The sequence below is a fragment of the Terriglobia bacterium genome (genome assembly GCA_020073085.1).
GTDB lineage: Bacteria > Acidobacteriota > Terriglobia > JAIQFV01 > JAIQFV01 > JAIQFV01.
The window spans coordinates 75,869-102,015 of the sequence record JAIQFV010000014.1; the positions used below are offsets into that span (position 1 = coordinate 75,869).

The window sequence follows — 26,147 nt, forward strand, 5'->3', positions numbered from 1 at the left end:
TGGCGCACCGGAAAGGTCCGAGAGAGCTTCCGTGACCGGAAGCGTCCCCCGGAGGACGTCGCCCTTCAGCCAAAAACCCATTTAATACTTCGGTACGGTTGGATCGACCTGGTCACTCCAAGCCAGGATGCCTCCCTTGAGATTCTTCACCTTGGCAAATCCCGACTTGCGGAGAAAATCACACGCCTTGGCGCTCCTTATCCCGCTTTTGCAGTGCGCCACGATCAGATGGGCTGAATCCAGCTCGTTGATGCGCACGGGAAGGTCTCCCAGGGGTATGAGGTGAGAGTTGGGGATTCGGCAGATCTGGAATTCATGGGGCTCCCGGACATCGAGGATGAACACCGGGTCATTGCGGTCGATCATTTGCTTCAGGGTGGGTGCGTCGATTTCAAAGTCAGAGTGTGCAGACATTTCCTGGTCCTTTGCTTTTTGTTGTGGAATTCCACAGAATTGTTCGTAATCGATCAAACGGTGGATGGAGCGATTCTTTCCGCACATGGGGCACTCCGGATCCTGGCGCAACTTCAACTCGCGGAACTTCATCTTCAGCGCGTCGAACAACAGCAGTCGCCCGGCAAGAGTGTCTCCTTTTCCCAGAATCAACTTGATCGTTTCATTGGCTTGAATGCATCCGATGATCCCCGGGAGAACCCCTAGAACGCCGCCTTCGGCACAGCTCGGTACCAGTCCCGGCGGAGGCGGTTCGGGATACAAACAGCGGTAGCAGGGCGCATCCGGCATTCCAAAAATGGACGCCTGACCCTCGAAACGGAAAATGGAGCCGTAAACATTGGGTTTCCCAAGCAGGATGCAGGCATCATTCACCAGATAGCGTGTTGGAAAGTTATCGGTTCCATCGACGATGATGTCGTAATCCTTGAAAAGATCGAGGGCATTTTCGCTGGAGAGTTTGATTTCATACCCCACGATTTTGATCTCCGGGTTTATCCCCTGGAGCCGCTCCTTGGCGGACAGCAGCTTGGGCCGCCCGACATCTGCCGTCGAATGGATGACCTGGCGCTGGAGGTTAGTGAAGTCGACGACATCAAAGTCGACGATCCCGAGGGTCCCGACCCCGGCGGCCGCCAGGTACATTCCCAATGGGGCTCCCAAGCCCCCGGCGCCGATGGTGAGGACTTTCGCGGCCTTGAGCTTCAGCTGGCCTTCCATTCCGACCTCGGGAATGATCAAATGCCGGCTGTAACGCAAGATTTCATCGTTCGACAATTTCATCTGCCTGGCAGACTCGGCGATGGCGTCCGCCACCGCGGAAGAACCCCCCGCAATCGACGGGATGATGGAAATTGTCTCGCCCCCGTTAAGCGGCGTCGCCTCTTTTTGAAGGTACCGGATATCATCGTCGTTCACATAGATGTTGATGAAGCTGCGCAGCTTCCCGTCGTCGGTGTACAAATGTTTCTTCAAGTCGCCGTATTGTGTTGTTAAAGAACGCAAGGCGTCACTTACCGTCGGAGCGTCCACCTCCACCGAGTCCTTCTTACCCGCATACGGGCGAAGGGGGGTGGGGATCAGAATCTTTACTGCCATAGGTTTATCTCCAGTTAGCGAACAGCTGTCAGCTGATCGCTTCTCTCTCAAATCTCCATCAATCTCTCAGACTCAAATCTTTCTCGCGCGACATCAGTTTCCCAACACGTGACCTCTTTCGGCTGACCCTGGTCTACCGAGACGATCACATAGGAGTACCCGCTGCTTGCCACGCGCAAATCATACTTCGAGGGAGCGGCGGGGTGATCCGGATGGGAATGATAGAACCCTATGATTGAGAGGGAACGTGAACGGGCCCGCTTTTCTGTTTCGAACAAGTCTCGCGGATCAATCACATACCGATTGCGCAGTCCCCGCTCATCCTCATCAATACCCAAGGCCGCAGCGGTCTCCCTTTCAAAACTGTTGGGCAGACGGACGATTTCTCTCACTTCCTTGTCCCCATTCCCGTCAGCGAGCCCTACCAGGGCGCCACAACACTCATTGGGATAGGTCTCACGAGCATGCTGTCTGATGCCCTCGAGTTGTTCCGCTTTTACCTTGAGAGTCATTCCGGTCCACTCAATAAGGATTCCACACCTGAACATCACCCGTTGAGGCGTCGCATCAGCCTCGGCTCAGTTTGTCCCTTGAATCAACCCGGGTTCGTCGTCGCGCCCGGGCGGTGCGTTACCTTCAAATATCCTCGTCCCAAAACCTTTCGCTCAGGTACTTGTCACCGCCATCGCAGAGGATGGTCACGATGACCCCTTCTGAGACGCGCTTAGCCACTTCCAAAGAAGCCACAATCGCGGCCCCGGAAGAGATCCCGATAAACATGCCCTCTTCGCGAGCGGCCCGCTTCACCATACGATAGGCTGCTTCGGTTGAGATCTGCAACTCCCCATCCGCCAGGCTGCGGTCATAAATTCGGGGCACAATAGCCGTGGCCATGTGCTTCAACCCCTCCAGCCCATGAAAGGGTGAATCCGGTTGGAACGAGATACACTGGATGGCGGGGTCGAACTCCTTCAGACGACGGCTGGTTCCGACGAAAGTCCCGCTGGTTCCGAGCCCCGCGACAAAGTGAGTGACGCGATGGTCCGTCTGTTCCCAGATTTCGTTGCCCGTGGTCTTGTAATGCGCCCGCCAATTAGCCTCGTTGTCGTATTGATCCGGATAGAAATATAGATCCGGACTTTGCGCAAAAAGTTTCCTTGCCATCCGGATGGCGCCATCGGAACCCTCTTGGGGGCTGGTCAGAACCAGTTCTGCCCCATAGGCCTTGAGGATCCGTTTTCGTTCTTCGCTCGCATTCTGCGGCAGGCACAATCGGACCCGGTACCCTTTGACGGCGCAAATCATGGCGTAGGCGATCCCGGTGTTTCCTGAAGTCGCATCCAGGAGGATTTTTCCCGGCTTCAGTCTCCCGCTCCGCTCCCCTTCGAGGATCATGTTCAGGGCGGGGCGATCCTTCACCGAGCCTCCCGGGTTAAACCACTCCGCCTTCCCATAGATCTCCACCGCTGAGGGCAATTCACCGGCGACGCGCGTCAGGCGGATGAGGGGGGTCGCTCCGATTCTCGAGAGCAGGTCGGCCTGTGTCACCGGTTTTTCAAGATCAGTCACTCGCGTCATAGCTCCCGAGAATCCTCCGGGAAGAAACGGGGAATGAACACCTGTCTCCTCGTCCCGCCAGGGCCTTCGGGGCACCCCGGACAGGGGTAGCCCGCATGCTCACTTCTGAAAACGGACATTATAACATGCCACTCCGCAGAACCCCGTGTAATAATTTGTAAGCCGACAGAGGGGCATTCGTAAACACTGCGGCTCACTGAATCGTTGTCTTGGAGGGTTGAACGTTCGATGGCGGGGTAAGTGAGGCGTGATGGTGAATCAACAGCCAGCCCTCGTCCCGGTGCATAAAGAGGTTCGTGGAAAAGGCTTGAGCGGTTTCCACGCCCTCGCCGAAGCGGTTGGTTATATTCTCAAGACAGCACACCCAGGCCAGAATACCCTCAATTCTCACGGTGACGAAGCTCAGTTGAATGCGGATTTCACGAGTGTGACGGAAAATGCGCTCCCAGCTTTCGGAAATGTTGTCCCAGCCGACAATCAGGCCCCAGCCGGGGTGGACACACTTGACCCAGTCCTCGTGCAGCCAGACTTCGGACATTTGAGAGAGGTCCAGCGCTTCGAGCGCGCCGTAAAATCGCTTATTCACCTCGAGAACCTGTAATTCGTTGTCGCTTGTCAAGAGTGCTCCCTTTTTTTCGGCGGGCGTAAGAAAATTGATCCTTCCACTCCACCGACCCGGGCTGAAAGCGGGTTTAACGGGGAAATCGCGAGGCGACGGATATCCTTCCCTCAAGGATCTTGATAGGGTCAGACAAAGATTCCTGCAGAATTGCGTTCCGAGTTTCGAACTGCACCCCGGGACTTGCGGCCGGCGCACGCCCCTCTCCCCCTGCCCCGATGACTCAAGCTGCTTTCCTCCATTATGCAGAACCTTAGATTTTAGTTAAAGTACAAGGTCTTTGCAATTGTCTTTCTCGAACGCCGGGCTGGCGGTTCTTCATGTCGGCATGACAATCTTGCAGCTGACTGCCGGCGAATGGTTCTGAGGGAGGGGCCTACTGCCGTCGAAAGGTCCTTTGAAACCTTTTGGTTCGGAAGGACGAACTTCAACAGGGAGACTTAAGGGAATTAAGCCCTCCCCGATCGAAAATCAGCGAAGCGTGGTTGGTTCCACGGTCTTTTTCAGATACGATTCAATGCTGGGAACATAAAGCTATGCGGCCTGGAAAGATATCTATTTACCTGATGTACGCCACGATCTGTTTCATCTGGGGATCGACCTGGCTGGCGATCAAGCTGGGCCTGGACGGGGTTCCGCCGCTGGTGGGAGCCGGGTTCCGCTTCGCCGTGGCGGGCTTGCTATTCCTGGTTCTGATCGTATCGCAAAAGCTATCCTTGAGATTGAATGGGGCCAGTCTCCGGTTGATCGCGATGGTGGGGGTGATGAATTTCGGCCTCTCTTACGGATGTGTCTACTGGTCGGAACTTACCATTTCCAGCGGACTGGCCTCGGTGCTGTTTTGTGTCTTTCCGTTCTTTGTGGCCCTGCTCGCCCATTACTGGTTTGACTTGGAATCATTGAGCTTGAAAAAGATTCTAGGGATTGGGTTCGGGTTTGCCGGAATTGTCGTCATCTATGCCGACGAGATCCAGTCTTCCATGGGTTCTCTTCGGGGGATGCTCGCCATGTTCGTGGCCACCCTGGCCTCCAGTATTTCCCTGGTCTATCTTAAGAAATACGGGTCGGAGTTAAACACCCTCGTCTTGAATTTCTATTCCATGGTTCTGGGAGCAGTTCTCCTGCTCCTGACGTCCCGCCTGTTGGAGCAGGGGCAGGCGATTCGCTGGTCCGGAAAGAATATTTCCGCCCTCCTTTATCTCGCGGTCTTTGGTTCCGTGGTGGCGTTTACGATGTATTTTTACTTGCTGAAACATTTGAAGGCAACCCAGATGTCTTTCGTGACCTTTATTTATCCCATCCTGGCTTTGCTGCTCGGCTCGTGGTTTCTTCATGAACGGTTGTCGAGGAATCTGGCGGTGGGGGCGGCGATGGTCCTTGGGGGAATTTTCATTTCAAATCGAGCCAGCCCGGCGGGAGCTGTGGAGCGTGTCAAGAGCGGGGAAGGGGATTCAGCGGGCTCTTAAGCTCATTCAGGTTTAGCGTTTGACTTCGATGGTGGGTTCACTTACAATGAGTTGATTGAACTGGAGGGCGATATGCCAGGAAAGCTGGGTCTGCCGGAATTACTGCTGATTCTCCTCATCGTCATATTGATTTTTGGGGGCAGGAAGATCCCAGAGATCGGCAAAGGGATTGGCGAAGGAATCAAGAATTTCAAGGACGCGATGAAGAAGGGCGATGAGAGCCCGACTGAAAAGAAATAAGTTGTCTTCCTCCCCGATTGTGACCAATCATTTGAAAGAGTTGCCTATTCCAGCCTCCATGTTTTCTGCAGAGAGAGATATGTAAGGGGAATTGCCCTCCGCTCGGTAGATGAGGGAGAACCATTCCCGAAGACGAATAGATCAAGTGCCGGTGAGTGTCATTCTCACCGGATTTTTTTTTGCCTGGGAGAAGGGACGGAATCGGTCAATCATGTTTGATTCATCTTTGGGAGGAAGGTTGAAGGCGGGACTTACTCCTGCTGACGAACATAGATGTCGCGGGCGATCTCAGGTTCGAGTGCCACCTGGGTCTCTTCGCACTGCAAAACGACGGAGGGGGATTTCTGAAAGAGCTTGACGGTCACGCCGGGAGAGATGCCGAACGCCGATAGCTTCTGGAGCCGTGGAAAATTGCGTGTGTTGATGTACGCGATTCGGCCGGTTCCGCCGATGTCCAGGGCGGTCAGGGGGAGCACCAGCGGCTTCACATCCGAGCGCGCCTGAGTGCAGCATTTTCCTTCCGGAATATCCCGGCCATGGGGGCATCGTGTGGGGTGACCCAGCAAGGTGCAGATCGAATCCGCCACTCCGACGGCGAGGGAGTGTTCAAACTCACAGGCATTGTCTTCGGCCTCCTGAATATCCACCCCGAGGACATCCATGACCAGACGCTCGGCCAGCCGGTGTCGACGGATGATTTCGCGAGCGAGCACTCTGCCGTCCGCCGTCAAATCCAATTGCTCGTCTTTTTGCTCGACCAGATGCCCGTCCAGCAGCGATTTCATCAGTTCGAAGGTAAGTGAGACTTTCGCCATGGAGGCTACTTGCTTCCAAGTCGTCCCCCCCTGCTCTTTCGCCGTCCAGACGGCTTCCAAAACCTCTTCCATCTGCTGGGTGATCATGAGTCAATGACCTGAATATGGAAATTTGAAATCTCAGCTCCGGATTCCTCAGAGCACAATTCGCAATTCCAAAACCGCAATCGCCCCTCTGCAATCCGGCCTCAGTTTTGCCCATTCCACAATCTGCTGTCCTCAATCCGCAATCCGAACTCCGAAATCCGCAATCTAAACTCCGCAATCCGAAATCGGAGATTCGCAATCCTTGCCGGGCCCTCCCATTCTATAACAACTTGCTGAATTGCGGAGCAAGGTGCAGAAGCCAGTTGAGCGTGGCTCCCGTCCCCAGGGCAATGGGAGTGATCACGAGGGCGATATAAAGGGCCCGTTTCCAGCCATGTTCCTTGATCATCATGAAGAACTGGGCTGTGCAGGGAACAAAGAGCGTCATCGTCACGAGCGCAATCACGATCTGGATGTGGTCCAGCTTTCCTGCTTCCGTGAGACGATAAAGTCCGGCGGCCCCGTAATCACGGCGCAGAAATCCGAGAATGAACGCTGTCGCGGTTTCGGCCGGCAGGCCCAACATTCGGACCACGACCGGCTCGACCGCATGAATAATGTGCTTCAAGACGCGCAACTGGTCGAGCAGGAAGAGGATAAAAGTTCCGAGCATGAAGAGCGGCACCGCTTCGCGCAGGTACCATTTCATCCGCATCCAGGTCTTAAATCCGATGTTCTTCAACTGAGGGACGCGGATGGGGGGGATTTCGAAAATGAAATCGCTGCGTTGCCCTTTCACAATTTTCGACGACAGAAAGCCGACCACGAAAACCTGCAGGGTGACGGAAGCGAAGATCGTAAACAGGGCCAGTTTCGAAACGCCGGCGGTAATTCCAAGGATGACTCCGAGCTGGGCTGAGCAGGGAATTCCCAGGGCCAGGAGCAGGGTGGCAATGATGCGCTCCTTCTTCGTGGCGAGGACCCGGGTCGTCACGGTCGCCATCGTGTCGCAACCCAGGCCGAGAATGAGAGGCAGCACCGCCTTGCCGTTCAGTCCCATGGCCCGAAAGATCCGGTCCGAGAGAATGGAGAGCCGGGGAAGATAGCCGCTGTCCTCCAGGAATCCAAAGGCCAGAAAGAAGGTCCCCACAATCGGCAAGACAATGGCGATGGCATACGGGAGGGCCATGGAAATCAACCCATAGGGGCCGACAAATAAATCATGAAAGAAGGCGATCGGCATGATGCGATCAAAGAGGATCCTGGCTGCGGGGATCACGTATTGCCCAAAGAGGGTCTTTTCTAGAAAGTCAACCGCCTTCTGGGCGCCCAGCACCCCGACAAATTCATACATGAGAAAGAGCACCAGGACCAGGATGGGCACCCCGGTCAGAGGCTCGCGCGTCCATTTCCCTAGTTTCTCGTAGAAGATTTTTCGGTCGAAGGGCACCATGTGGCGCAAGGACTCGACATGCCGGTCCAGAAAGGCGACGCGCTCCCGGTTAATCATGGCCGCAGGGAATTGGTGATTCCGTTCTCGAAATTCCTGAAGCTGCATTTCCAGTTTTTGCAGCTTCTCCGGGGGCACCAGGCATTCGATGGGACGACGCAGGGATTGGTCCGACGAGGCCAGCCATTCGACGGTCAGGCGCGCAGGCAACGGGGAGGAATGGTTCAGCAGGACCCTGACCTGCTCCAGGAGAGCATCCGAATCCCCCTGATGCGGATCCCGCGGCACTTGTGCATTCTTGAGGGCGTCAAAGAGCCTTCGGAACCCCTCGCCGGTCGTGGCCACGGTCTCCACCACCGGAACCCCAAAGAGCGCGCCCATGGCCTTGTGGTCAATAACAATGCCCCGGGTGCGGCACTCGTCCATCATGTTCAGGTCAATGACGAGGGGACACTGCAGCTCGGCCAGCTGGAGGGTAATCAGCAGGGAACGGCGCAGGTTCTTGGCATCCGCCACCTGGATGATGAGGTCCGGCTTCTCGGCCAACAGGATGTCCCGGGTGACCCGTTCGTCTTCCGACTGAGGGACAAGACTGTTTACGCCCGGGGTATCGATGATTTCAAAGGTCTCGCGATAAATCGTGGCGTTGCCCCGCGACACCTCCACGGTGGTCCCGGGATAATTGGAGACCACCACGTATTGGCCGGTGAGTTTTCCGAAAAGAACGGATTTCCCCACATTGGGGTTCCCCACCAGCGCGATCTTCCGTCGCGGGGGTGATTCCGCGCGAGCATTCTCCATACCTGTTGGCCTCGGCAAACTGTGTGACATCGAAACGCCCACCTCCTTATCGGCGGGACGGGTCAAATTCATTACGAGGGCTTCATTTCAAGTTGTGAAAACATGCACTTGATAATGAAATTCATTTTCATTTTATGGGGCGTCCGCGGAATTGTCAACCCCCATTTGACGGGAGGTCGTCGCCGGGTGAGGCGAAGGGGGAGAGCGGTTGAAGGGGCGCGGGCATGGACCCGGAGGCGGACGGGAACGGTTGCACTTTTCTTTGCGAATAGATTGTGGCTTTTTCCTCTCGTTCACGTCTTTTCAAGGGAAGGCCCATTTGACTCAAACGCCCCTTTAAACTAAACTCATGGGTCTGTTGTCTGAGGTGGGCGACCGATAGGGTCGCGCGGAATCGGTCTGGAAACGGCTCCGAATTGAAATTCGATGACATGAGAACCTCTTTCCCCGGGAATCTCCCGGGGGATTGAGTTTTCTTGGGTCTCTGAGGATCCTTTGAGAAAAAGGCCGACCACTGGGATTCCAGTCTTTTTCCGGTTGGGTCGGGCTAGGAGAATATGAAGAATCGATCTTGGTTACTGAGGGTGGGGTGGCTCGGGCTTGTTCTGGCGCTTACTCCTTTGAATTCCTCCACGGCCCAGGAACCGCCGGCCCTGAAGACCCCTGCCGTTCCCCCCGCGTCTGACTCGAGGTTTTTCAAGTTGAAAGACCTCCGTCCGGGCATGATGGGGGTGGGACATACGGTGTTCAAAGGGGATGCTGTTTCCGATTTCCAGGTCGAGATCCTCGGGGTGGTCGATAACTTCCTCCCCAAGCAGAGTGCCATTTTTGCCAGGCTTTCAGGCGGACCCCTCGCCGAGACGGGAGTTTTTGCGGGAATGAGCGGCAGCCCGGTCTTCGTCGATGGAAAGTTGCTGGGTGCCGTGGCCTATTCCTTCCCTTTTTCAAAGGAAGCCATTGCAGCGATAACGCCCATTGAAAACATGGTCAACATGACCGACAGCAGCCCCTTGCGGCCGGACAAGGGCACGGCCGGCACTTCGTCTTACGCCGAGGGGCCTTCCGACGGTTCATCCCAATCGATTACCCAACAGCTTTGGGGTCTCGTTCCCTCCTCCCCCGTGAACATTCCGGTGGGGGAATGGGCGGGAAGGACCACTGAGAATGGACTTCCCAATCCGGCCGAATTGAAACCCATTGACACTCCTCTGATGCTTTCCGGTTTTCCGAGGGCGGCCATTGACTATTTCCTTCCCCAATTCCGCGCGATGGGTCTGGCGCCTGTGATGGGAGGGGCGATGGGAGGGCCGGATGTGCCCAACGATACCCTGGCGGAAGCCTCCGACATCGGTCCCGGATCGGGCGTGGGGGCGCAGCTGGTCCGCGGCATTTTCGGCGCCACGGCGGCCGGTAAGGTCACCTATCGCGAAGGAAACAGGATTTTTGCCTTCGGCCATCCCTTTCTGCACAGCGGGCCTACCGATTTGCCAATGACCAAGACCCGGCTTATCACCGTTCTTCCGAGCCTGATGAACTCGACCGAGCTTTCAGTTCCCACCGAGCTGATCGGGACGATCAAGGAAGATCGCGTCAGTGGCATTTTCGGAGAGGTGGGGGTAGCCCCGCGGATGATCCCGGTGACCATCCACCTGCGTTCGAGCCGCAATATTCAAAAGACCTTTCGATTTGAAACCGTCAACGACCGTTTCCTCACCCCCTTCCTCGTCAACTTCACGGTTTTCTCGGCGCTCACCTCCAGCGAGCGGGCCCTGGGCGAATCCACGCTTGAGGTGCAAGGCACGATTGCGCTCAAGGGGAAGCAGGAGGTGAGGGTAGAAAGCTTCGTCTCCGGGGACGCCAATTCTTCAGTCATCGCCTCCCTCTCGGTGGCGAACCCTGTCAACTTCCTGCTTCAGAGTGGGCTGAAGGATGTCCAGATCGATTCCATCACGGTCGATGTAACGTCCTGGGATGAGAAACGACAGGCGGTTCTGGAGCGGATCTGGAGCGACCGCCGGGAGGTGGAAGCGGGAGACCGGGCTGAGGTGAGTGCCGTCCTGCGCCGGACGGACGGGGAAGAGATTCTGGTGCGTATCCCCATCACCATCCCGGAACAAACCCCGCCCGGTCCCTTGATGGTTACTGTGATGGATGGAGGGGTTCTCTCGATGCTGGAGAGTCGGGAGACCCGGCCGACGTACCTTCCCAAGGACCTCTCTCAACTGGTCAGGATCATCAACCAAGCGCGTCAAAACAACCGGCTTTATGTCCGCGTGATGCGGCCCGAACAGTCATTCGCCATTTACGGCGAAGCCTTCCCCGCCGTACCGCCGTCACTTGCTGCCCTGATGCTCTCCGACCGGACTTCCGGCGCCAACCAGACGACTCTGCGGAGTTCGCCGCTCGCGACCGTGGAGGGACCACCGCTCAACCTGCTGCTTGCCGGGCAGCGGTCGATCACCCTGTCCGTGGTCAAATGATCATCGAAATATACTGCCCGTGTGATAGCCCGCGAAGGACGGCCCCGGCTAAGTGAACCCCAAGGAGAACCCATGCGAAAAGTGCTCGCAACAGATTTCCTGATCCTGATATTGATCCTGGCGTGCTCCAGCCCGGTGTTTTCTGTGGGGCCCCAGTTTTGGGAGCAATCAACCTTTCGTGATTTTCAGCAAGGCAAGGTGGTCGGTTGTTCCATCGCGCACGAGGGGCGCGTTACCCTGTCGCCCGAACTGAAGCCGATCTTCTCGACCGACCAGGTGCTGGTCTGGTCGATGGTCAACGACGCGCGTGGAAATCTTTACCTGGGGACAGGACACGGCGGGAAGGTTTTCAGAGTAGATTCCAAGAACGACGGAAAGTTATTTTACACGGCCAAAGAACTTGATGTCTTTGCACTGGCAGTTGATCCGGAAAACAATCTCTATGTGGGAACCTCTCCCGACGGAAAGGTATACAAGGTAACTCATGAAGGCAATGCCAGCGAATTCTTTAATCCGCATTCCAAGTACATTTGGGCGCTGGCGATCGACTCGCAAGGAAACCTCTTCGTGGGCACGGGGGACCAGGGAAAGGTCTACAAGGTTGATCCCGCCGGGAAAGGCAGCCTCTTCTACGAAACCAAACAGACCCATGTCATGGTGCTGAAAATGGAAGGGAAAAATCAGCTGTTGGCCGGCACATTCCCCGAGGGCATCCTCTTCCGAATTTCACCGGCGGGAAAGGGATTCGTCCTCTACGACTCCCCGCTTCAGGAAATCCACTCCATTGAATTGGCTGCTGACGGCTCCATCTATATCGGGTGTCTCAACGAAAAGGTCCCTCGCCGTTTGGGGACCGCGGGCGCCCCGCAGCCTGCCATTCCGCAAGAGGCCTCTCCCGCGGGCGGTATCACCGTGACAGTAACCGACTCACCCGGCCAGGGGGCGACTGAGGCGCATTTGGAGCCTCAGTTCGCATCGCCCGTATTTACGGCAGGGCTGAGCGGCGGCCTGCGGAGCGCGATCTATCGCATTGCGCCCGACCTCACGGTGGAGACTCTCTGGAGTTCGCCCGAGGAGAGCGTTTTCGATTTGCTTTACCGGAAGGACCATATTCTATTTTCCACCGACACGAAGGGACGGCTCTATGAGCTTTCTCTGGACCGCAAATACACGCTCCTTGCGGAGGCCAACGAGGCGCAAGCCACGCAGCTGGGGCTGCGGGGACAGGATGTCCTCGTCGCAACCAGCAATTCCGGGAAGCTGTATGAATTTGGATCGAATTCCCCTTTGCAGGGCGTCGTTGAATCCCCGGTGAAGGATACGCAGTTCGTCTCCAAATGGGGGGTGATTTCCTGGCAGGGCGAAGCGCCCTCGGGATCCTCGATCCAGTTTTTTACCCGGTCCGGAAATTCCGACCGGCCCGATTCAACCTGGAGTGATTGGTCCACAGCGTATGCTCGTTCGGAAGGCGAACAAATCACCAGCCCTTCGGCGCGGTTCATCCAGTGGAAGGCTGAGCTGAAGGGAAATCCCAAGGTCTCTCCATGGGTCGATTCGGTGACGGTGGCTTATTTGCCTCAAAACGTCCGACCGGAGATCACTGCGTTGACCGTCACACCACAGGGATTGAATCCTTCCCGGCGTTCTGGCGGGGAATCGACCGGTACGATCGGAGGTTCAGAAGGGGAGTCGAAAGGCGTATCTGGCGACTCCCAGCCCAGCGTCACGGTAACGGCCTACCCGACCCCGGGTCCTTCTCGAAACAGGGTCACCATCAACTGGCAGGCCGAGGACAAGAACCACGATACGTTGGAATACGCCGTCTATATTCGTGGGACCCATGAATCCAACTGGAAGCTGCTAAAAAAGGAAATGAGGGAAACCTCTTATACCTTGGATCCGGAAACTTTGCCGGATGGAAAGTACCGCATTCGTGTCGTGGCGAGCGATGCTCCTTCCAACCCTCTCCAAAGCGCCCTCACTGCCGAGATGGAGAGCGACGTTTTTCAGATCGACAACACGCCACCCAACGTGGAGATTACAGAGAAGTCGGCTGAAGGCGACAAGGCCACCGTCCATTTTCGCGCCACGGATGTGGGATCCAATTTGCGCCGTGCCGAATTCTCACTGGATGGAGGGAAATGGCAAATGATCGAATCGGACGATGGAATAGTCGATTCCAAGTTCGAGGAGTTCACGATCCGGGTGGACACCCTTTCAGTGGGTGAGCATGTGGTCACTCTGCGGGTTTACAATGCCAGTGGAAGTTCCGGGTTGCAGAAGGCTATAGTAAACATAACAAAGAAGTAATGAGGTGACTGTGGTGTATAATGGCAGAGAACCTCAACCCGGCGTGTGGTTCTGATCAGGAAAGACTTTTTTTCAGGATAGAATCCTAGAGAGCACCCTGCAAAATGTTTGTGAGGATGCTGCCCGTGCCGCGGGAACTTCTTTAATACCGGCCGGATCCTTTTACCCTCGTGGCCACGTTAATCCCGCGCGGGGGGGAAGAAATCACGCTTGCAAAAACAGAACCCATCTCCTGCACCTGAGGCTTCGGAACGGGAAGCCATCAAACGTGCCCAAAAGGGCGATGGGGCTGCGTTTGAAACCCTCTACCATCTGCACAAAAAGCGGGTTTATTCTCTTTGCCTGCGAATGACTGGCTCCACGGCGGAGGCCGAAGACCTGGCGCAAGAGGCCTTCATGCAGCTGTATCGCAAGATCCAGACTTTCCGGGGCGAGTCCGCTTTCTCCACCTGGTTACACCGGCTTACGGTGAACGTGGTTTTGATGCATCTTAGGAAGAAGGCGCCCGATCAAGTCTCGATCGATGAAACAGTCGAGGGGGCGGAGGAGACTGGCCCCCCTCGCGAGTTGGAGGACGTGGACCTGCGGTTGACAGGTTCCATCGATCGGGTCAACCTGGAGCGTGCCATTTCCCGCCTCCCCGCTGGATATCGGACCATTTTTATCCTCCATGACATCGAAGGATACGAGCACAACGAGATCGCCAAAATGCTGGGTTGTTCGATCGGCAACTCGAAATCCCAGCTCCATAAGGCCCGAATGCGGTTGAGGGACCTGGTGGTGGGCAATCCACAGCCATTACCGCAGGAGTGAATTTCGGGGACGAGGGGCGCTATCTGTTTGGAATGCAAAATTTTGTAAAAAAGGTCGGCATCACTTGCGCCGGATTATGCATCGAAGGAAATGAGTGCAAGAAAGGGTTAGGGGGAAGGGAAAGGAAATGGATTGTCAGGAATTCCAGCTGTTGATTTCAGCCCAAATTGATGGAGATATGTCCCCTGCCGAGGTTATCGAGGCGGAGCGGCACCGGGGGGGCTGTTCCCGGTGTGCGGGGGTTTTCAATGACCTTAAAACGATCGTGGTGGAGGCACAACAACTCCCCCCCTTCGAGCCGAGCGACCGTCTGTGGATGAAACTGCGAGCCCAGTGTGAATCTGAGGGTCTGATGCGCTCACCCTCGGGGGCCCCTTGGTTCCGGATGGAGTGGATTCGCTTGCTGGAGGGGCCAAAGATTGCCATGGCCACGGCGTTCCTGGCGGTTCTTGTTATGGTGGCCAGTATCATGACCTATCGGGGGATCCAGATCCCCCCCCAGGGTCCATCCCGCGATTCGACTGCGGAAATCCAGGCCGCCAATGAAGTGCGAGCCGCTGAACAGCACTATCTCGAAGCCATCGATTCGCTTCAAAGGATCACCGAGACAAGGATGGCCCAGATGGATCCTTCGCTGAAGTCAGTTTTGGAGGACAACCTGGCGACCATCGACTATTACATTGACAAGTGCCGTGAAACCGTAAAAAATGATCCCTCGAACGCCCTGGCTCAACGTTATTTGTTAGAGGCTTATCGCAAAAAGGTCGACTTGCTCGCATCCATCGTACACTCTGATGTTTTTTAACTCTCTGAAAATGAAATCTGAAGTTGTGCGGCCTGTGTTGTTAGCGGCCTTCAGCTGTGCTTTGGTGTTTTGCATTGGGGATGTCTCCCCCCTTTCGGCCGCCGGGAATGACCGGTTTGAAAAGCGCTTTCCGGTCGGGGCAACTCCCACGGTGATCGTCACCAACGACAACGGCCTCGTTACCGTCCGCGGGACCCCTCGAAATGAAGTCCATGTGGTCGCCACCAAGCGCTCCTCCAGTGTCGAAGTCGACACCGAGGCGATGGGGAATCGGCTGCGGTTCGATACCCACCTGTTCGACAAGAACATGAAACCGCAGGAGCGAACGGTAGACTATGTTCTCGAGGTGCCGGAGAAAACCTCACTCGAAATTCACAACGTGGGGGGGCGGGTCAAGGTGGATGGGGTCAATGGAGGAGTGAGCATTGACGCGTTGAATTCCTCGATCGAGCTCAACGACATCCATGGGTCGATGATTCTGCGCTCCGTCAGCGGCAACATGAGCGTTGCCCGCAGTTCCGGCCGCATCGAGGCGAACTCCATCAGCGGCGATCTCCAATTCACCGACCTCTCCAGCCAGTCCGTGGACGGCTCCACCACGTCAGGCAATATCTCGTTTGAAGGCAATTTTTACGACAACGGACGATATACCCTCTCCAATTACAGCGGATTCATCGATATCGCCACACCCGCCGATTCCTCTTTTGAATTGGACGCGCGCAGCGTCAAGGGCAGCGTGCAAAGTGAGATTCCCTTGAAGTCGAAGCCCCATACAAACTTCAACCCTACCGTCATGAGACAGTCGCTGCTCGGCATCTATAACGACGGCGCTGCTTCCGTGCATCTTTCCTCCTTCTCTGGTAAAATCAGAATCCGAAAAAAGTAGATATTGACAGACCATTTCCTCCACCGAGAGCATGGACGCGATGCCCGGCAGGAAAATGCCGCGAGCGGTCACTCGTCCGTGGACATCATGGGCCCCTTGGCTATTCATGAAGAACCTCTTTTTAGTAGGATTTATGGGTTGTGGAAAGACCACGGTGGGTCGTGCGCTGGCCACGCTCCGTACCTGCGGTTTTGTGGATCTCGACGAGCAGATCGAAACCCGGGAAAAGATGGAAATCTCCAGAATATTTGAGGAGCGGGGGGAACCGTATTTTCGCGAGATTGAAAATCGGGTCCTGACGATGCTGGATTTGACCACGCCCAAGGTGGTGGCGCTGGGAGGGGGGACGTTTACTTTCCCGCGGAACATTGAATTTGTCAGAAATCAGGGGGTGTCTTTTTTTCTGGATTGCCCTCTCGAGCTTCTGAGAGCCCGGTGTGAGGCCTTTCAGCATCGCCCCCTGTTTTTGCGGGATCCCGTCAAACTCACGGACCTGTTTTATGCCCGTCTCCCTTTTTATCGCTGTGCCGACTATCGGGTGGAAGTCTCCGATGCGCCCCCGGAAGACGTGGCGCGAAAGATTGTCAACCTTCTGGAGAAAATATGAATCGATGTGTACGCCGGGTCATCCATGGCTTCAGTGTTCCGCTCATTTTTTGTCTGATGATTTGTGCCGCCTACGGTCAACCCCCGGCGCCTTCCAAAGAAGGAAAGGGGCCCGCCCCCCGCAAGGCCCCGTCAGACCCCCAGCTCACGGGGATTCAGAAGGGAGCCTTCAATATTTACGTTGAAGATCAGCTGAAGGGAACGGAAGAATTTGGTGTGGAGCCCGCGGGGAATGAATTTGTCGCCCGGGGAAAAATCCACCTCACCATTACACGCGATGAAAAGCCGGTGCAGTATTACATCGACACGGAATTGAACTTGAAGCCGAACTTTGATCCGATTCGCTATAGCATGGTGCAGAAATTTGAGGGAAATACCTCTTCCATCAAAATGACATTTCAAGACGGCAAGGCAACAGCCGACTTCAGCACCAGTGTAGGGACCGAAAAGCGCGACTACCAACTGGCTCCGGGTGTCGCGCTTCTGGACGACAATATCTTTCACCATTATGCCTTACTGGCCGAGCGGTATGACTACGAGAAAGGCGGCTTGCAGGAATTTCCCGCCTTCATCCCCCAGGAATCTATCGGAGGGGTGCTTCACATCATTTACAAAGGCGATGAGAACGTTGATGTCGGGGGGAAGAGCATGGCAGTGCAACATTTGCTCGTGGATACCAATGATCTGAAGCTGGACTTGTATGTGGAAGGCAACCAGCACCGCCTGGTTAAAATGGAAGTCCCGTCCTCTAAGGTCGTGGTGGTCCTCCAAAAAGGATGAAACGCTCCTCTCCGTGTGGTCGCGGCGGATCGGGGAGCGTCGATGCCTCAGGGTAACAAAGCCGCCCTTCTCAATTCCTCCAGTGAAACCGTCGCAGTTCCCAATTTCCCTACCACAATGCTGGCGGCGGCGTTGGCGAGGAACGCCGCCTCAACCATGGAAGCCCCGGCCGCGAGTGCCAGGGCGAGGGTCGAGATCACCGTGTCGCCGGCGCCGGTCACGTCGAATACCTCGCGCGCCCGGGCCGGAATGTGAGTTACCCTTCCATTGGCTTCACACAACGTCATCCCATGCTCTCCACGGGTAATCAGAAGGGCCTGGGCTTCGAACTGCTGCAAAAGCCTTTTCCCCGCCCGTTCGGCCGCCCGGTCGTCATGAATGGTCACCCCGCTCAGTCGCTCCGCCTCGTGATGGTTTGGAGTGATCAACGTCGCCCCCCGGTAAAAGGGAGCGTGCGAGACCTTGGGATCGAGGCACAGGGGAATCTTCTTACGGCTTGCCTGGGAAATGAGGGTTTCGAGCACTCCGCGGGCGATGAGCCCCTTCTCATAATCGGAGACAATGATGGCATCGTAACGTCCGGCGCCGGTCGCCCAGAGACGCAACAGCCGGGATTGGATCCTGTCGTCGACTGCTTCCTTCCGTTCACGATCGGCTCGAACCACCTGTTGATGCTCGGCGATGACCCGTGTCTTGAGTGTGGTCGGGCGGTTTGGGTCAGTCAACACTCCCCTGGAATCGATTTGCATCCTTCGAAACTCCCGGCGAAGTTTCTGTCCGGCCTCGTCTTTCCCCACTACGCCGAATGGGAAGGCCGCGCCGCCCAGGGAGGAAATGTTCGCAGTCACGTTTCCGGCCCCGCCCAAATGAAAGGTGTGCTCGGTGACCTCAACGATGGGCACCGGCGCTTCCGGGGAGATACGGGAGACGCGGCCACGCAAAAACTCGTCCAGCATCAAATCGCCCCAGACCGCGATACGCCGCCCGCTGAAACGCCGGAGAATACGTTCAATCGTGGACCTTTTCAGCATATACACTCACTTCGATCGAGACGGAATCAAAACCATATTGGATTAGGAATCCAGGAATCCCGGAGGTCGGACCTTGATACGATTCTTCCTATAGAATCATGTTTTTTCAGATCGACGGTTCTTAACTTCCCGTATTCCTGGCCTCCTAATAAATTGAATCGGCCGCCGGATGCGTTGGTGCGAGTCGTCCCGCACAGGTTTAAACAGGGGCTATCAATTTCTTGAGCCCTCATGAAGGATCCGTTTTATCGCTTCTTTGACCTGTTCTACTGTGATCGACTTGATGCACTCCGGCTCTCCGAACTTCCAGCAGGAATACCCGGCGCAGGGGTTGCAGTCAAAGGGATTTTGAACCACCTCGCTGCGCGTTTTCCAGGGCGACCAGGCCACGGAGTTGGAGGAACCAAAGAGTATCACTGTGGGTTTTCCGACCGCGGCGGCGATGTGAGCCGGGCCGCTGTCATTACCCAGGTACAAACCCGCGCCTTGGATGGCGGCAATCAGCTCCTGAACGGAGAGGTTCGAGAGCAACCCCACCGGTACCCGGACCATTGATTTCACGCCCTCCAGTTTTGCCCTTTCTCCGGGGGCTCCGGTGAGCACGACCTGGTAACCCTTGGTAGTCAGGAAATCGGCGACGGCAGCAAAGCGGTCACCCATCCATTCCTTGGTCGCAAACACGGCGGTGGGCTGGACGACAGCGTATCGGGCATGGGGATCGATCCCGACCGCTCGCAGCTTTTCCTCGGCCGATGCCTGCGCCGCTTCGCTGGCCAGGACCGTCAAGGCCGGCGCCCCGGAGAAATCCGTGCGAGATTCACCGCGCAACCAGTCGAACCAGGCAAGAGTTCGCTCGACGGTATGGTGCATCTTGCGGCCCAGCAGGTCGCCCGATGGAGGGATAAGAATGTTATAAGCAATCTGATGGCGGAATTCGGTACATCCAACGCGGCAACGGGCCCCGCTCAATGCGGTGATCCAGGCCGAGGTGTTCCCGCCATGCAGATTCCAGACGACATCATAATGGGCCTGGTGGACCCGCCAGAGCAGCCGGGGCCTCGATAACAGGGCCGGCGGGGACGTTTCGGAGGTCGCCGGCGCCTTTGTTTGGGTTTGGGCGGCCGGCCTTGCCGATCGGAGTTCAAGCAACCGGTGGATATAAGGATTTTCGTAGAGCACCTCGCTGAAAGGATGCTCCACCACCACATCCAGCATGATATCGGGACGCGCTTCATAAATGGACTCCAACAAGGGAGTCATGAGGACAACGTCCCCCAGGGAACGGAGCCGAATCAGCAGCATCTTGGGCGCGAAGCCGAGAGAGCGGAATAAATTCTCAGGCCTCTTCAATTTTGGCCTCGTCAATCAGCATGACCGGGATGTCGTCGCGAATCGGATAGACCCGATGACACGTTTCACACTTGAGTCCCGTCCCCTCATGCACCAGCTTGACGGGGGTTTTGCAGAGAGGGCAGACTAGAATCTCAAGCAAATCTTCATTGATAACCATGCAGTCTCCTGGCCCTGTTGTTATTTTTTTGGGCTCGTAACTTGTTAACAATTAACCGCAAAGGGCGCCAAGACCGCAGAGTTACGAGAGGGTTTGAATGGCCTGTTCTAGGTCCTGGCGCCCTTTGCGCCTTCTTGGCGTCCTTTGCGGTTCGGTTTGCACTTCTATGACTGCCGTGATTCACTATTCTATCGTGAAGTTGCAGAAGAATTTTTCTGCCGATACAAGCTTGTCTGTGAGCCATCCGGCAAATCAAAAGTCGCTACCTTTTGGAAGCGAAGAGGATCGCTTTCCACATCTCGATTGATCTCGGCGTTTCCGCGTGTTGTTCCCGGCTCGCCCTGGGAACCGGACTTGATCAGCAGATAATTCACTTTCGCAGGCGGGTCCAGTTGAGAAAATTGCGCAATCCGTTCGATCTGGATCGGGGTCGCCTCGAGTCTCGAATAAAGGATGAAATCAAAATGATTGAATCGTGGCAAATCGGGCACGATCCCGAGTTGCGGGTCTCCGATTCCCTGCTGGCTTGCATCTTCTTTCGTACGCTTCAAAATCGGCAGGATTTTCCACTCCTCCCGGCGTGGCGGCCCGACGAGATGTTCATAGCTTTGCGCGTATAGATTCACTTGGACGGTCGGTGAGTCATAAATCCTGACCGAGTCCGGCCACGCCTTGATCCCGAAGGTGATGAGGCCGAATTCGATGCTGGCACTGACCACGAGCACTGCTGTCAGCGCGCGGCGCCAGACCGCCGACCTTATCTCGAACAGCCCCGCCGCAGTTAAAATCGCCAGGTAAGGCAGGCTCGCCACCGACATTCGGACTTCCCGATGCACCAGCGTAAACGTCATTATAGCCAGACTGCCGAACCCTCCCAAGTACAAAATCAGCGCGCGGCGCGGGAACCGCCTGAGTGAAATGAAAACACCCAGGAGAAGGAACAGAAAGGGGACGAACAGCATGTGAACCCGCGTCAGGGCGTCCAGGGTGTAGAGCAGCGAAGGGGCCGTCATAAACTCCGGTTGCTGCAAGACGTAATGCAACTGGCGATTGATGAGGAAATACTCTCGAACATCTGACCAGTGTGGGGCATACCAGAGTGCGGCGCCTGCGATCCCCACAAGATGGGCCATCAGAAAATTCCTGAAGCGCACAGAGCGCCGCCGCAGGGGCGCCTCGTCGCGGGTAGCCATCTCATAAAGTGCGAACAGGGCCAGCGGTAGTGCATAGAAAATGAACCCGTGTTTGGTGAGAAAGCCGAGGGCGAAGGTCACCCCGTAAAGCAGGGAGCGCTGGCCCGAGGAGAAATTCTCAGTGGAAAGGTAGGCCCAGGCGGCAACAGCCACAGCAGCCACCAGCGAAAGATCAAGAAGCGCCTCCCGGGCCAGCCACGCCATGACCGGGTACGTGGCGACCAGAAAAGCCGCGAGTAACCCCACCTGTTGAGAGAACAGCTTCCGTCCCACCCCGTAGGTTGCCGCCATCAAGACAGCCAGCGGTATAAAGTTTGCCGCCGGCCCGACGTGAATAGAAGGATGAAATACCCAGAAGAAGATCCCCATCAGGGCCGGAAACAGGGTGGGATAATACTTCCCCAGCAGGAGGATCGATTTGAGGGTGGTCCAGGAGAATGAGGCGTGCTTAAAGGTCTCCCAAAAATCCAGAGCGGTGGTCAGATGAACCGCCATGTCCCATATCGGCGGACGATCATCGAGGGCGAACCAAACGCAATCCAGCACGACGATCGCGATGTAAAGGAGGGCCAGCAATGAATAGATTCGAGTCGGCTTCAAATCGTCTTTCCGATCTTTTTGGGCGGCACCCTCGTCATGGGATGGAGACGTTGACTGAAATGCCCAAGGACGGCGACTCCAGCAGGGTCAACCGAAGCGAGTAGCGCCCTGGTTGCCCCGGTGTTTCCAGCAGGATGGGCAACGACACGCGGTTCAACACATAAGGCAGTCGTAATTTCAAGCTCTGGCGGTAAACGACGCGTTGTTCCGAATCCAGCCACTCTACTGCCACAGGAGTCATGCCGACACGGGCATCAGGACGATCCGGAAGATGAGGGAGCTGAGGATTTACCAGGTAATCAATGGATTGGGAACGAAGCCCGTCGGTCTGAAGGAAAGCTTCGATTTGTGATTTGCTCCCCGAGGGAGTGACGTGCACGACGAGGTCCCACTGCGCGTCACCCAGATTCTGAGAAATCCTGAGGTGGGGCTGAATCGCCACCACTTCATCTCCGTCGGGAAATTCTTTGACCCGCTTGAGACGGGTGCTTGAGTTCAAGAATGCTTGCCATACCTGGTTTTCCGGCAAAGACATTTTTTGGGAGTGCAAAACAATCGTCCTCACCCCGACAACCTCAAAGGTATCCAAGGCATCTTCGGCAGGAAGACGACGGGCCGTCGCCACCAGATCATAGAAAGGAGGCGGAAAATAACCGCTGTAGCCAATGACAACAGGCTTCAGATGATACGCCGCATAATAAGTATAGGAGCGGACTGTGGGCTCGCCTCCGTCCTCATGGAAGACGACTGGAATCTCCAGAATTCCTCCCGGTTCGCCGTAAGTTTTCAAAAACTGATAAGCGGACGGAATTTTGGTCCCCGAAACCTCTGAGAGCAAGGGGAGCGGAATTGACAAGAATTCCAGGCCGAGCAACACGGCTGTCGCCAGGCAGAGAGGGGTCTCACTGATCCTTCTGCCATGCGACCCGCACTTGAGTTTCAGCCATTCATAAAGGTGGATCCAGCCGTAGGCAGCCAGGACCGAAATCGAAGCGAGCAAGATCAACCCGGCACGGGCCGGCACGCGGAGCATCGAGAATCCGGGAAGTGGGTTGACAAACCATTTGTAGGGAAGGGGGACTTTGGTGACGTGTCCGGAAACCTGGAGGAAGGGTCCCAGTGCTACCAAGTAGCCTGCCACCGCTATCGCAAAGAATATCCTGACATGGTGATCCCGGCGCGATCCCCAAGCCAGAACCACCAGTAGGATTGTCACAAATCCTGTGAAATAAAAGCGTTCATACGGAGGGGAACTCAGAGAATGAAGCAGCTTCCCGTAAATCACATTCGATGGAAAGACGGCGAACAGGTTGCTCCATAAATCCGATGAGAAATAGACCTTCAGTGATTCAGGAGGAAGGAAATTCCACTCTTGGTGGAGGTCGTAATAATGCCGAAGGAAAGGCGCGAGCAGCAGCATGGAAAAAACCATGGCGACCAGGGCTTGAAGAACCACCTTTCCTCTCCATTTCCCTGCGAGAAGGAAATAGACAACAAAATAGATTCCGAGCAGCGGGATGAGGTAAAGCGCCACATACACCGTGGTCAAATACTGCAGCACAAAAAAAAGCGCCGTGGCCATCGCATCCCGCCACTGAGTCTTGTGAAGCCACCGATCGAAGAAGAGGAGAATGAGCGGCAACCACATCAAGCTGAGCAACTGCACATGGTGGAGGTGGCTGAGACGAATGGGCGTGAATCCGAAGATGAACCCGGCTAACCAGGCGGCCGGAAAATGGTGTGTGAGATAGTACACCAGGGCCAGCATGCAAATTGCCGACAGAGGAAAAGTCAGAATTAGCGTAGAATTGTACGCGATGAGCGGGTTGTGCGTGATAGCGAGGATGGGGGCAAAGATCACCAGGTCAGGGAGCATCAACTCAGAAAGCGCCAGCGCATTGGCCTCGGGAAAGAAAATGTTTCCGTTGAAGAACTGGGAAGGCTTTGTCGCCAGCGCATGCGTCTCCCAACTGAGAATCCAGACATTCAGGTAGGAATCGCCATTCTCGAAAATGCGGTCGCCGAGATGAAAAGGCAGGGGGTAGAGAAAAATGGAGGTGGCAAGGAGGTATAAAAGGATTGCGAGGACAAACAGCCGTGCGCGCATGAACCCTTGTATGTGGTGGTTTTAGAGAGATCCGGTCAAAATAAAAAGGCGGCGTAGCATAGCACCCGCAAATTCATGTCGTCAATCATAGTGAGAGATAAGGGGACTCACCGCGGAGGTGCGGAGATCGCTGAAACGAGCGGGTTTTTAGAAACTAATTCGGAGATTGCGCCGCCCTACGCGCGCGAAATTCAGGATTCCCTTTCAGCGTCCCGTTAGATAGTGGTTCGGGGTTCATTATCGAGGACGAAGTTTCGATTTCTTCCGGCTCCCTTGGCCTCTCGGCGGTGAGTGTTTTCTAGAATTTTAGAAAGGTTTAGACTTTTTTACTCCCAATGTCGTCTTCGAAAGTGAAGGATGGAATGGCCATTGAGCGTGCCTCGGACGCCAAGCTGGTTCGACAAGCAAGAAAGGGCGACATCGCGGCCTTCAATGGGCTGGTGAAAAAGTGGGAGAAGGCACTTTACAACTTTGCGTTGCGGTTGACCGGGCACCGGGAAGATGCGCTCGACTTGGCTCAGGACGCGTTCCTCAAAGCCTACAATCAGTTGCATCAGCTCCAGGATCCCGACAAATTTTCCCGATGGCTGTTCAAGATCGCCCTGAACCTGTTTTACAGCGCGAAACGCGGGTCGCGCGAAGGGCAGACGATCTCCCTGGACGAGGAGGTGGGGGACGGTCTCAACCTGCTCGACGCCCTCCCTCCGGAGGGAACCAGGAATCCTGCCGGCTCCGATGCCCTCATGTTCGAGCGGGAACGGGCCCGCGGCGTCCGACGGGCCATCGCTCAACTGGGCCCGGACCAGCGGGCGGCAATCATCCTGAAGATTTATTACGGCATGAAGTTTGAGGAAATCGCGGAAGTGGTTGATTGCCCGGTCAGTACCGTGAAGTCGAGGCTGTATGCCGCCATGGAAAATTTGCAGGAAACCTTGAAGGATTGGATTGCATGAGGATTTGGGGCGCGGTTTAGAGAAAGCAGCACAGCACGTCGCCGCTTCTTAATTATGATTGTTTGGAGGGGTGCAATATGAATTGCCAGGATTTTAAGAAAGAATTCATGGATTTGGGACTGGGTGAGTTGTCTGATGATTCGCGCCCTGCGCTGGAGCAACACGCCGCCGAGTGTACGGCCTGCAACGCCCAACTCAACCGCCTCGTTGCGCTCGGGAATGTGTTAAGAAGGGGATGGCGCGATGAGGAGGTTCCAACCTCCCTGGTGTTTACCCCTGCGGTTTCCCCATCCACGTCGCGTTTCTGGAATTGGTTGTTGACAGCCCCGAAGTGGGTGAATGCCTCCATGGCCGCGGCGGCCGCCCTGCTGGTTCTCGTGGCCACACTGTCCCTGGCTCGTGCCGATTTCCGTTTTGAGCATGGACAGTTTGCGCTGTCGTTCGGTCAGCCGCGTGGCAGCGCTCCATTGGCGACGACCACCCCCACCCCCGCCCTCAACGCCTCCGCGAACACGTCGGAGATTGAAGACATCATCACGGCAAAATACGCCTCCTTGAGCGCCCAGGAACGGCAGCAATATGCGGCCATGCTGGACCACCTCTCCCAGCAGTTGCAGTCCCAGCGCGAGGCCGATCTCCAGAAGATTGGCGGGGCTTTCGATCAGGTCAAGACCGTCGTGTGGAAAGAAATGCAGCGCAATAACGCAATCGTCCAATATGCGGCCCAGCGGATCGCCACCAACACCAGGAACTGACGCTTCTCAAGTCGATCGGGTGATTTTGAGCGCAAGGCGGGTCGAGTCAGGATAATTCATATGAAAAGACACCTTTGGATTGGGATCTGCACGACCCTGTTGGTCATCCTGCTCGGTACCTCCGCGCTGGTGAGTAAGCCGGGCCAGGACCTCACCGCAATCAAGCAAAACATTGAAGTGTTCGAGGGGATCCTCTCGACCGTGCTTCAACAGGGTTTTCCGGATCCTTTTGCAGTGCTGGAAAAGCCGAAGGGAGCCTATCTGGATGGCTTTGGAACCGTTTTTTCATTTGAGATCGACATTGCAACGGTGAAGCGGCCGAACCTGTTTTCCCAGGCGCGATCCACGCCCGAAGAGGAAAAGAAGGCTTTCAACGAACGCTTACCGAAGTTGAAGGAATTGATGGAAAAGACCCTGGCTGAACACGGCGATTCCATGACCTCGATCGGCCCGGAGGAACAGATCGCGGTCGTGGCCCAGCTCTTCAATTCCGGTTTCCTTTCGCGACCCCTGGAATTGAAAACTGTTACGGTCCGCACAGCAAAAAAGAACCTCCTCGAATACAAAGCCGGGCGGCTGAATTACGAGGATTTGAAGAAAAAGATGGAAGTGTCGCAATACTAAAGATCCATGTTCACCGCAGAGACGCGGATGACACTGGGCCTTTGCGTCTGGGCGGTAAATGGTTTTTCTCCTGGGCGAATTCCTCGAAGGGAATTCAAGACGCTGCGCTCCGAGCCCTCACCGGGGCCTCGGAGCGCGGCGTCGCGT

The 26,147-nt window shown here is 55.9% G+C and carries 23 protein-coding genes; 12 read left to right on the forward strand and 11 right to left on the reverse strand.

Annotated elements, in window-relative coordinates; genetic code table 11:
- Positions 1–81: 81 nt before the first annotated feature.
- The 4 genes from moeB to LAO21_15340 all read right to left on the reverse strand — a co-directional run bounded on the left by moeB (position 82) and on the right by LAO21_15340 (position 3,748).
- A complete protein-coding gene (gene moeB, locus LAO21_15325; protein ID MBZ5554086.1) occupies positions 82–1,551 on the reverse strand; it encodes a molybdopterin-synthase adenylyltransferase MoeB in 1,470 nt (489 codons plus the stop codon).
- 47 nt (positions 1,552–1,598) lie between these two features.
- On the reverse strand, positions 1,599–2,063 hold the full coding sequence (locus LAO21_15330; protein MBZ5554087.1) for a M67 family metallopeptidase: 465 nt from the start codon (positions 2,061–2,063) through the stop codon (positions 1,599–1,601).
- Between the two features lie 124 nt (positions 2,064–2,187).
- Positions 2,188–3,129: a cysteine synthase family protein gene (locus LAO21_15335; protein MBZ5554088.1), complete on the reverse strand. Its 942-nt coding sequence runs from the start codon at positions 3,127–3,129 to the stop codon at positions 2,188–2,190.
- Between the two features lie 193 nt (positions 3,130–3,322).
- On the reverse strand, positions 3,323–3,748 hold the full coding sequence (locus LAO21_15340) for a nuclear transport factor 2 family protein (GenBank protein MBZ5554089.1): 426 nt from the start codon (positions 3,746–3,748) through the stop codon (positions 3,323–3,325).
- Positions 3,749–4,284: 536 nt separating this feature from the next.
- On the opposite strand from LAO21_15340, the gene LAO21_15345 reads away from it, so the two are divergent.
- Together LAO21_15345 and tatA are read left to right on the forward strand one after the other, a co-directional pair.
- Positions 4,285–5,214 carry an EamA family transporter gene (locus tag LAO21_15345; protein ID MBZ5554090.1) on the forward strand — a complete coding sequence of 310 codons (930 nt, stop codon included), beginning with the start codon at positions 4,285–4,287 and terminating at the stop codon, positions 5,212–5,214.
- 72 nt (positions 5,215–5,286) lie between these two features.
- Positions 5,287–5,454: a twin-arginine translocase TatA/TatE family subunit gene (tatA, locus tag LAO21_15350; protein MBZ5554091.1), complete on the forward strand. Its 168-nt coding sequence runs from the start codon at positions 5,287–5,289 to the stop codon at positions 5,452–5,454.
- A gap of 251 nt (positions 5,455–5,705) precedes the next feature.
- Here tatA and LAO21_15355 read toward each other — a convergent pair whose 3' ends face one another.
- Together LAO21_15355 and feoB are read right to left on the reverse strand one after the other, a co-directional pair.
- Positions 5,706–6,356 (reverse strand): metal-dependent transcriptional regulator, encoded by a 651-nt coding sequence (locus tag LAO21_15355; GenBank protein MBZ5554092.1) that lies wholly within the window; start codon positions 6,354–6,356, stop codon positions 5,706–5,708.
- 220 nt (positions 6,357–6,576) lie between these two features.
- Positions 6,577–8,619 carry a ferrous iron transport protein B gene (feoB, locus tag LAO21_15360; protein MBZ5554093.1) on the reverse strand — a complete coding sequence of 681 codons (2,043 nt, stop codon included), beginning with the start codon at positions 8,617–8,619 and terminating at the stop codon, positions 6,577–6,579.
- Between the two features lie 485 nt (positions 8,620–9,104).
- On the opposite strand from feoB, the gene LAO21_15365 reads away from it, so the two are divergent.
- The 7 genes from LAO21_15365 to LAO21_15395 all read left to right on the forward strand — a co-directional run bounded on the left by LAO21_15365 (position 9,105) and on the right by LAO21_15395 (position 17,227).
- On the forward strand, positions 9,105–11,027 hold the full coding sequence (locus LAO21_15365) for a hypothetical protein (protein ID MBZ5554094.1): 1,923 nt from the start codon (positions 9,105–9,107) through the stop codon (positions 11,025–11,027).
- A 72-nt stretch (positions 11,028–11,099) separates the two neighbouring features.
- Positions 11,100–13,337, forward strand: coding sequence for a hypothetical protein (locus LAO21_15370; protein MBZ5554095.1), 2,238 nt, complete (start codon positions 11,100–11,102; stop codon positions 13,335–13,337).
- 210 nt (positions 13,338–13,547) lie between these two features.
- Positions 13,548–14,150 (forward strand): RNA polymerase sigma factor, encoded by a 603-nt coding sequence (locus LAO21_15375; GenBank protein MBZ5554096.1) that lies wholly within the window; start codon positions 13,548–13,550, stop codon positions 14,148–14,150.
- 127 nt (positions 14,151–14,277) lie between these two features.
- The gene (locus tag LAO21_15380) at positions 14,278–14,955 is read left to right on the forward strand and encodes a zf-HC2 domain-containing protein (GenBank protein ID MBZ5554097.1); all 678 of its coding nucleotides are present in this window, start codon (positions 14,278–14,280) and stop codon (positions 14,953–14,955) included.
- Between the two features lie 10 nt (positions 14,956–14,965).
- Complete coding sequence (locus LAO21_15385; GenBank protein ID MBZ5554098.1) at positions 14,966–15,841, forward strand: DUF4097 domain-containing protein; 876 nt, start codon at positions 14,966–14,968, stop codon at positions 15,839–15,841.
- A gap of 106 nt (positions 15,842–15,947) precedes the next feature.
- A complete protein-coding gene (locus LAO21_15390) occupies positions 15,948–16,448 on the forward strand; it encodes a shikimate kinase (GenBank protein MBZ5554099.1) in 501 nt (166 codons plus the stop codon).
- Positions 16,445–17,227: a hypothetical protein gene (locus LAO21_15395; protein ID MBZ5554100.1), complete on the forward strand. Its 783-nt coding sequence runs from the start codon at positions 16,445–16,447 to the stop codon at positions 17,225–17,227. Before LAO21_15390 ends, LAO21_15395 begins: the two co-directional genes overlap by 4 nt.
- Before the next feature lie 47 nt (positions 17,228–17,274).
- Here the strand turns inward: LAO21_15395 and rfaE1 are convergent, their stop codons facing one another.
- The 5 genes from rfaE1 to LAO21_15420 all read right to left on the reverse strand — a co-directional run bounded on the left by rfaE1 (position 17,275) and on the right by LAO21_15420 (position 23,668).
- The gene (gene rfaE1 / locus LAO21_15400; GenBank protein ID MBZ5554101.1) at positions 17,275–18,258 is read right to left on the reverse strand and encodes a D-glycero-beta-D-manno-heptose-7-phosphate kinase; all 984 of its coding nucleotides are present in this window, start codon (positions 18,256–18,258) and stop codon (positions 17,275–17,277) included.
- 213 nt (positions 18,259–18,471) lie between these two features.
- Positions 18,472–19,608 (reverse strand): glycosyltransferase family 9 protein, encoded by a 1,137-nt coding sequence (locus tag LAO21_15405; GenBank protein ID MBZ5554102.1) that lies wholly within the window; start codon positions 19,606–19,608, stop codon positions 18,472–18,474.
- Positions 19,595–19,768, reverse strand: coding sequence for a Trm112 family protein (locus tag LAO21_15410; GenBank protein MBZ5554103.1), 174 nt, complete (start codon positions 19,766–19,768; stop codon positions 19,595–19,597). The genes LAO21_15405 and LAO21_15410 overlap by 14 nt, the downstream gene beginning before the upstream one ends.
- Positions 19,769–19,956: 188 nt before the next feature.
- Positions 19,957–21,561, reverse strand: a complete 1,605-nt coding sequence (locus tag LAO21_15415) for a glycosyltransferase family 39 protein (GenBank protein MBZ5554104.1) — start codon at positions 21,559–21,561, stop codon at positions 19,957–19,959.
- 34 nt (positions 21,562–21,595) lie between these two features.
- A complete protein-coding gene (locus LAO21_15420) occupies positions 21,596–23,668 on the reverse strand; it encodes a hypothetical protein (GenBank protein MBZ5554105.1) in 2,073 nt (690 codons plus the stop codon).
- Between the two features lie 335 nt (positions 23,669–24,003).
- Here LAO21_15420 and LAO21_15425 point away from each other — a divergent pair, with 335 nt between their 5' ends.
- The 3 genes from LAO21_15425 to LAO21_15435 all read left to right on the forward strand — a co-directional run bounded on the left by LAO21_15425 (position 24,004) and on the right by LAO21_15435 (position 26,000).
- Positions 24,004–24,621 (forward strand): sigma-70 family RNA polymerase sigma factor, encoded by a 618-nt coding sequence (locus tag LAO21_15425; protein MBZ5554106.1) that lies wholly within the window; start codon positions 24,004–24,006, stop codon positions 24,619–24,621.
- A gap of 77 nt (positions 24,622–24,698) precedes the next feature.
- Entirely contained in the window at positions 24,699–25,376 is a 678-nt protein-coding gene (locus LAO21_15430; protein MBZ5554107.1) for a zf-HC2 domain-containing protein, read from the forward strand.
- Between the two features lie 60 nt (positions 25,377–25,436).
- Complete coding sequence (locus tag LAO21_15435; protein ID MBZ5554108.1) at positions 25,437–26,000, forward strand: hypothetical protein; 564 nt, start codon at positions 25,437–25,439, stop codon at positions 25,998–26,000.
- The last annotated feature ends 147 nt before the right edge of the window (positions 26,001–26,147 follow it).

Coding starts and splice junctions, on each gene's coding strand:
- LAO21_15410 (MBZ5554103.1), bottom strand. CDS start 19,768: ATGGTTATCAATGAAGATTTGCTTGAGATTCTAGTCTGCCCTCTCTGC.
- LAO21_15425 (MBZ5554106.1), top strand. CDS start 24,004: ATGTCGTCTTCGAAAGTGAAGGATGGAATGGCCATTGAGCGTGCCTCG.
- moeB (MBZ5554086.1), bottom strand. CDS start 1,551: ATGGCAGTAAAGATTCTGATCCCCACCCCCCTTCGCCCGTATGCGGGT.
- LAO21_15380 (MBZ5554097.1), top strand. CDS start 14,278: ATGGATTGTCAGGAATTCCAGCTGTTGATTTCAGCCCAAATTGATGGA.
- LAO21_15420 (MBZ5554105.1), bottom strand. CDS start 23,668: ATGCGCGCACGGCTGTTTGTCCTCGCAATCCTTTTATACCTCCTTGCC.
- feoB (MBZ5554093.1), bottom strand. CDS start 8,619: ATGAATTTGACCCGTCCCGCCGATAAGGAGGTGGGCGTTTCGATGTCA.
- LAO21_15370 (MBZ5554095.1), top strand. CDS start 11,100: ATGCGAAAAGTGCTCGCAACAGATTTCCTGATCCTGATATTGATCCTG.
- LAO21_15395 (MBZ5554100.1), top strand. CDS start 16,445: ATGAATCGATGTGTACGCCGGGTCATCCATGGCTTCAGTGTTCCGCTC.
- tatA (MBZ5554091.1), top strand. CDS start 5,287: ATGCCAGGAAAGCTGGGTCTGCCGGAATTACTGCTGATTCTCCTCATC.
- LAO21_15390 (MBZ5554099.1), top strand. CDS start 15,948: ATGAAGAACCTCTTTTTAGTAGGATTTATGGGTTGTGGAAAGACCACG.
- LAO21_15435 (MBZ5554108.1), top strand. CDS start 25,437: ATGAAAAGACACCTTTGGATTGGGATCTGCACGACCCTGTTGGTCATC.
- rfaE1 (MBZ5554101.1), bottom strand. CDS start 18,258: ATGCTGAAAAGGTCCACGATTGAACGTATTCTCCGGCGTTTCAGCGGG.
- LAO21_15330 (MBZ5554087.1), bottom strand. CDS start 2,063: ATGACTCTCAAGGTAAAAGCGGAACAACTCGAGGGCATCAGACAGCAT.
- LAO21_15355 (MBZ5554092.1), bottom strand. CDS start 6,356: ATGATCACCCAGCAGATGGAAGAGGTTTTGGAAGCCGTCTGGACGGCG.
- LAO21_15345 (MBZ5554090.1), top strand. CDS start 4,285: ATGCGGCCTGGAAAGATATCTATTTACCTGATGTACGCCACGATCTGT.
- LAO21_15335 (MBZ5554088.1), bottom strand. CDS start 3,129: ATGACGCGAGTGACTGATCTTGAAAAACCGGTGACACAGGCCGACCTG.
- LAO21_15385 (MBZ5554098.1), top strand. CDS start 14,966: ATGAAATCTGAAGTTGTGCGGCCTGTGTTGTTAGCGGCCTTCAGCTGT.
- LAO21_15365 (MBZ5554094.1), top strand. CDS start 9,105: ATGAAGAATCGATCTTGGTTACTGAGGGTGGGGTGGCTCGGGCTTGTT.
- LAO21_15430 (MBZ5554107.1), top strand. CDS start 24,699: ATGAATTGCCAGGATTTTAAGAAAGAATTCATGGATTTGGGACTGGGT.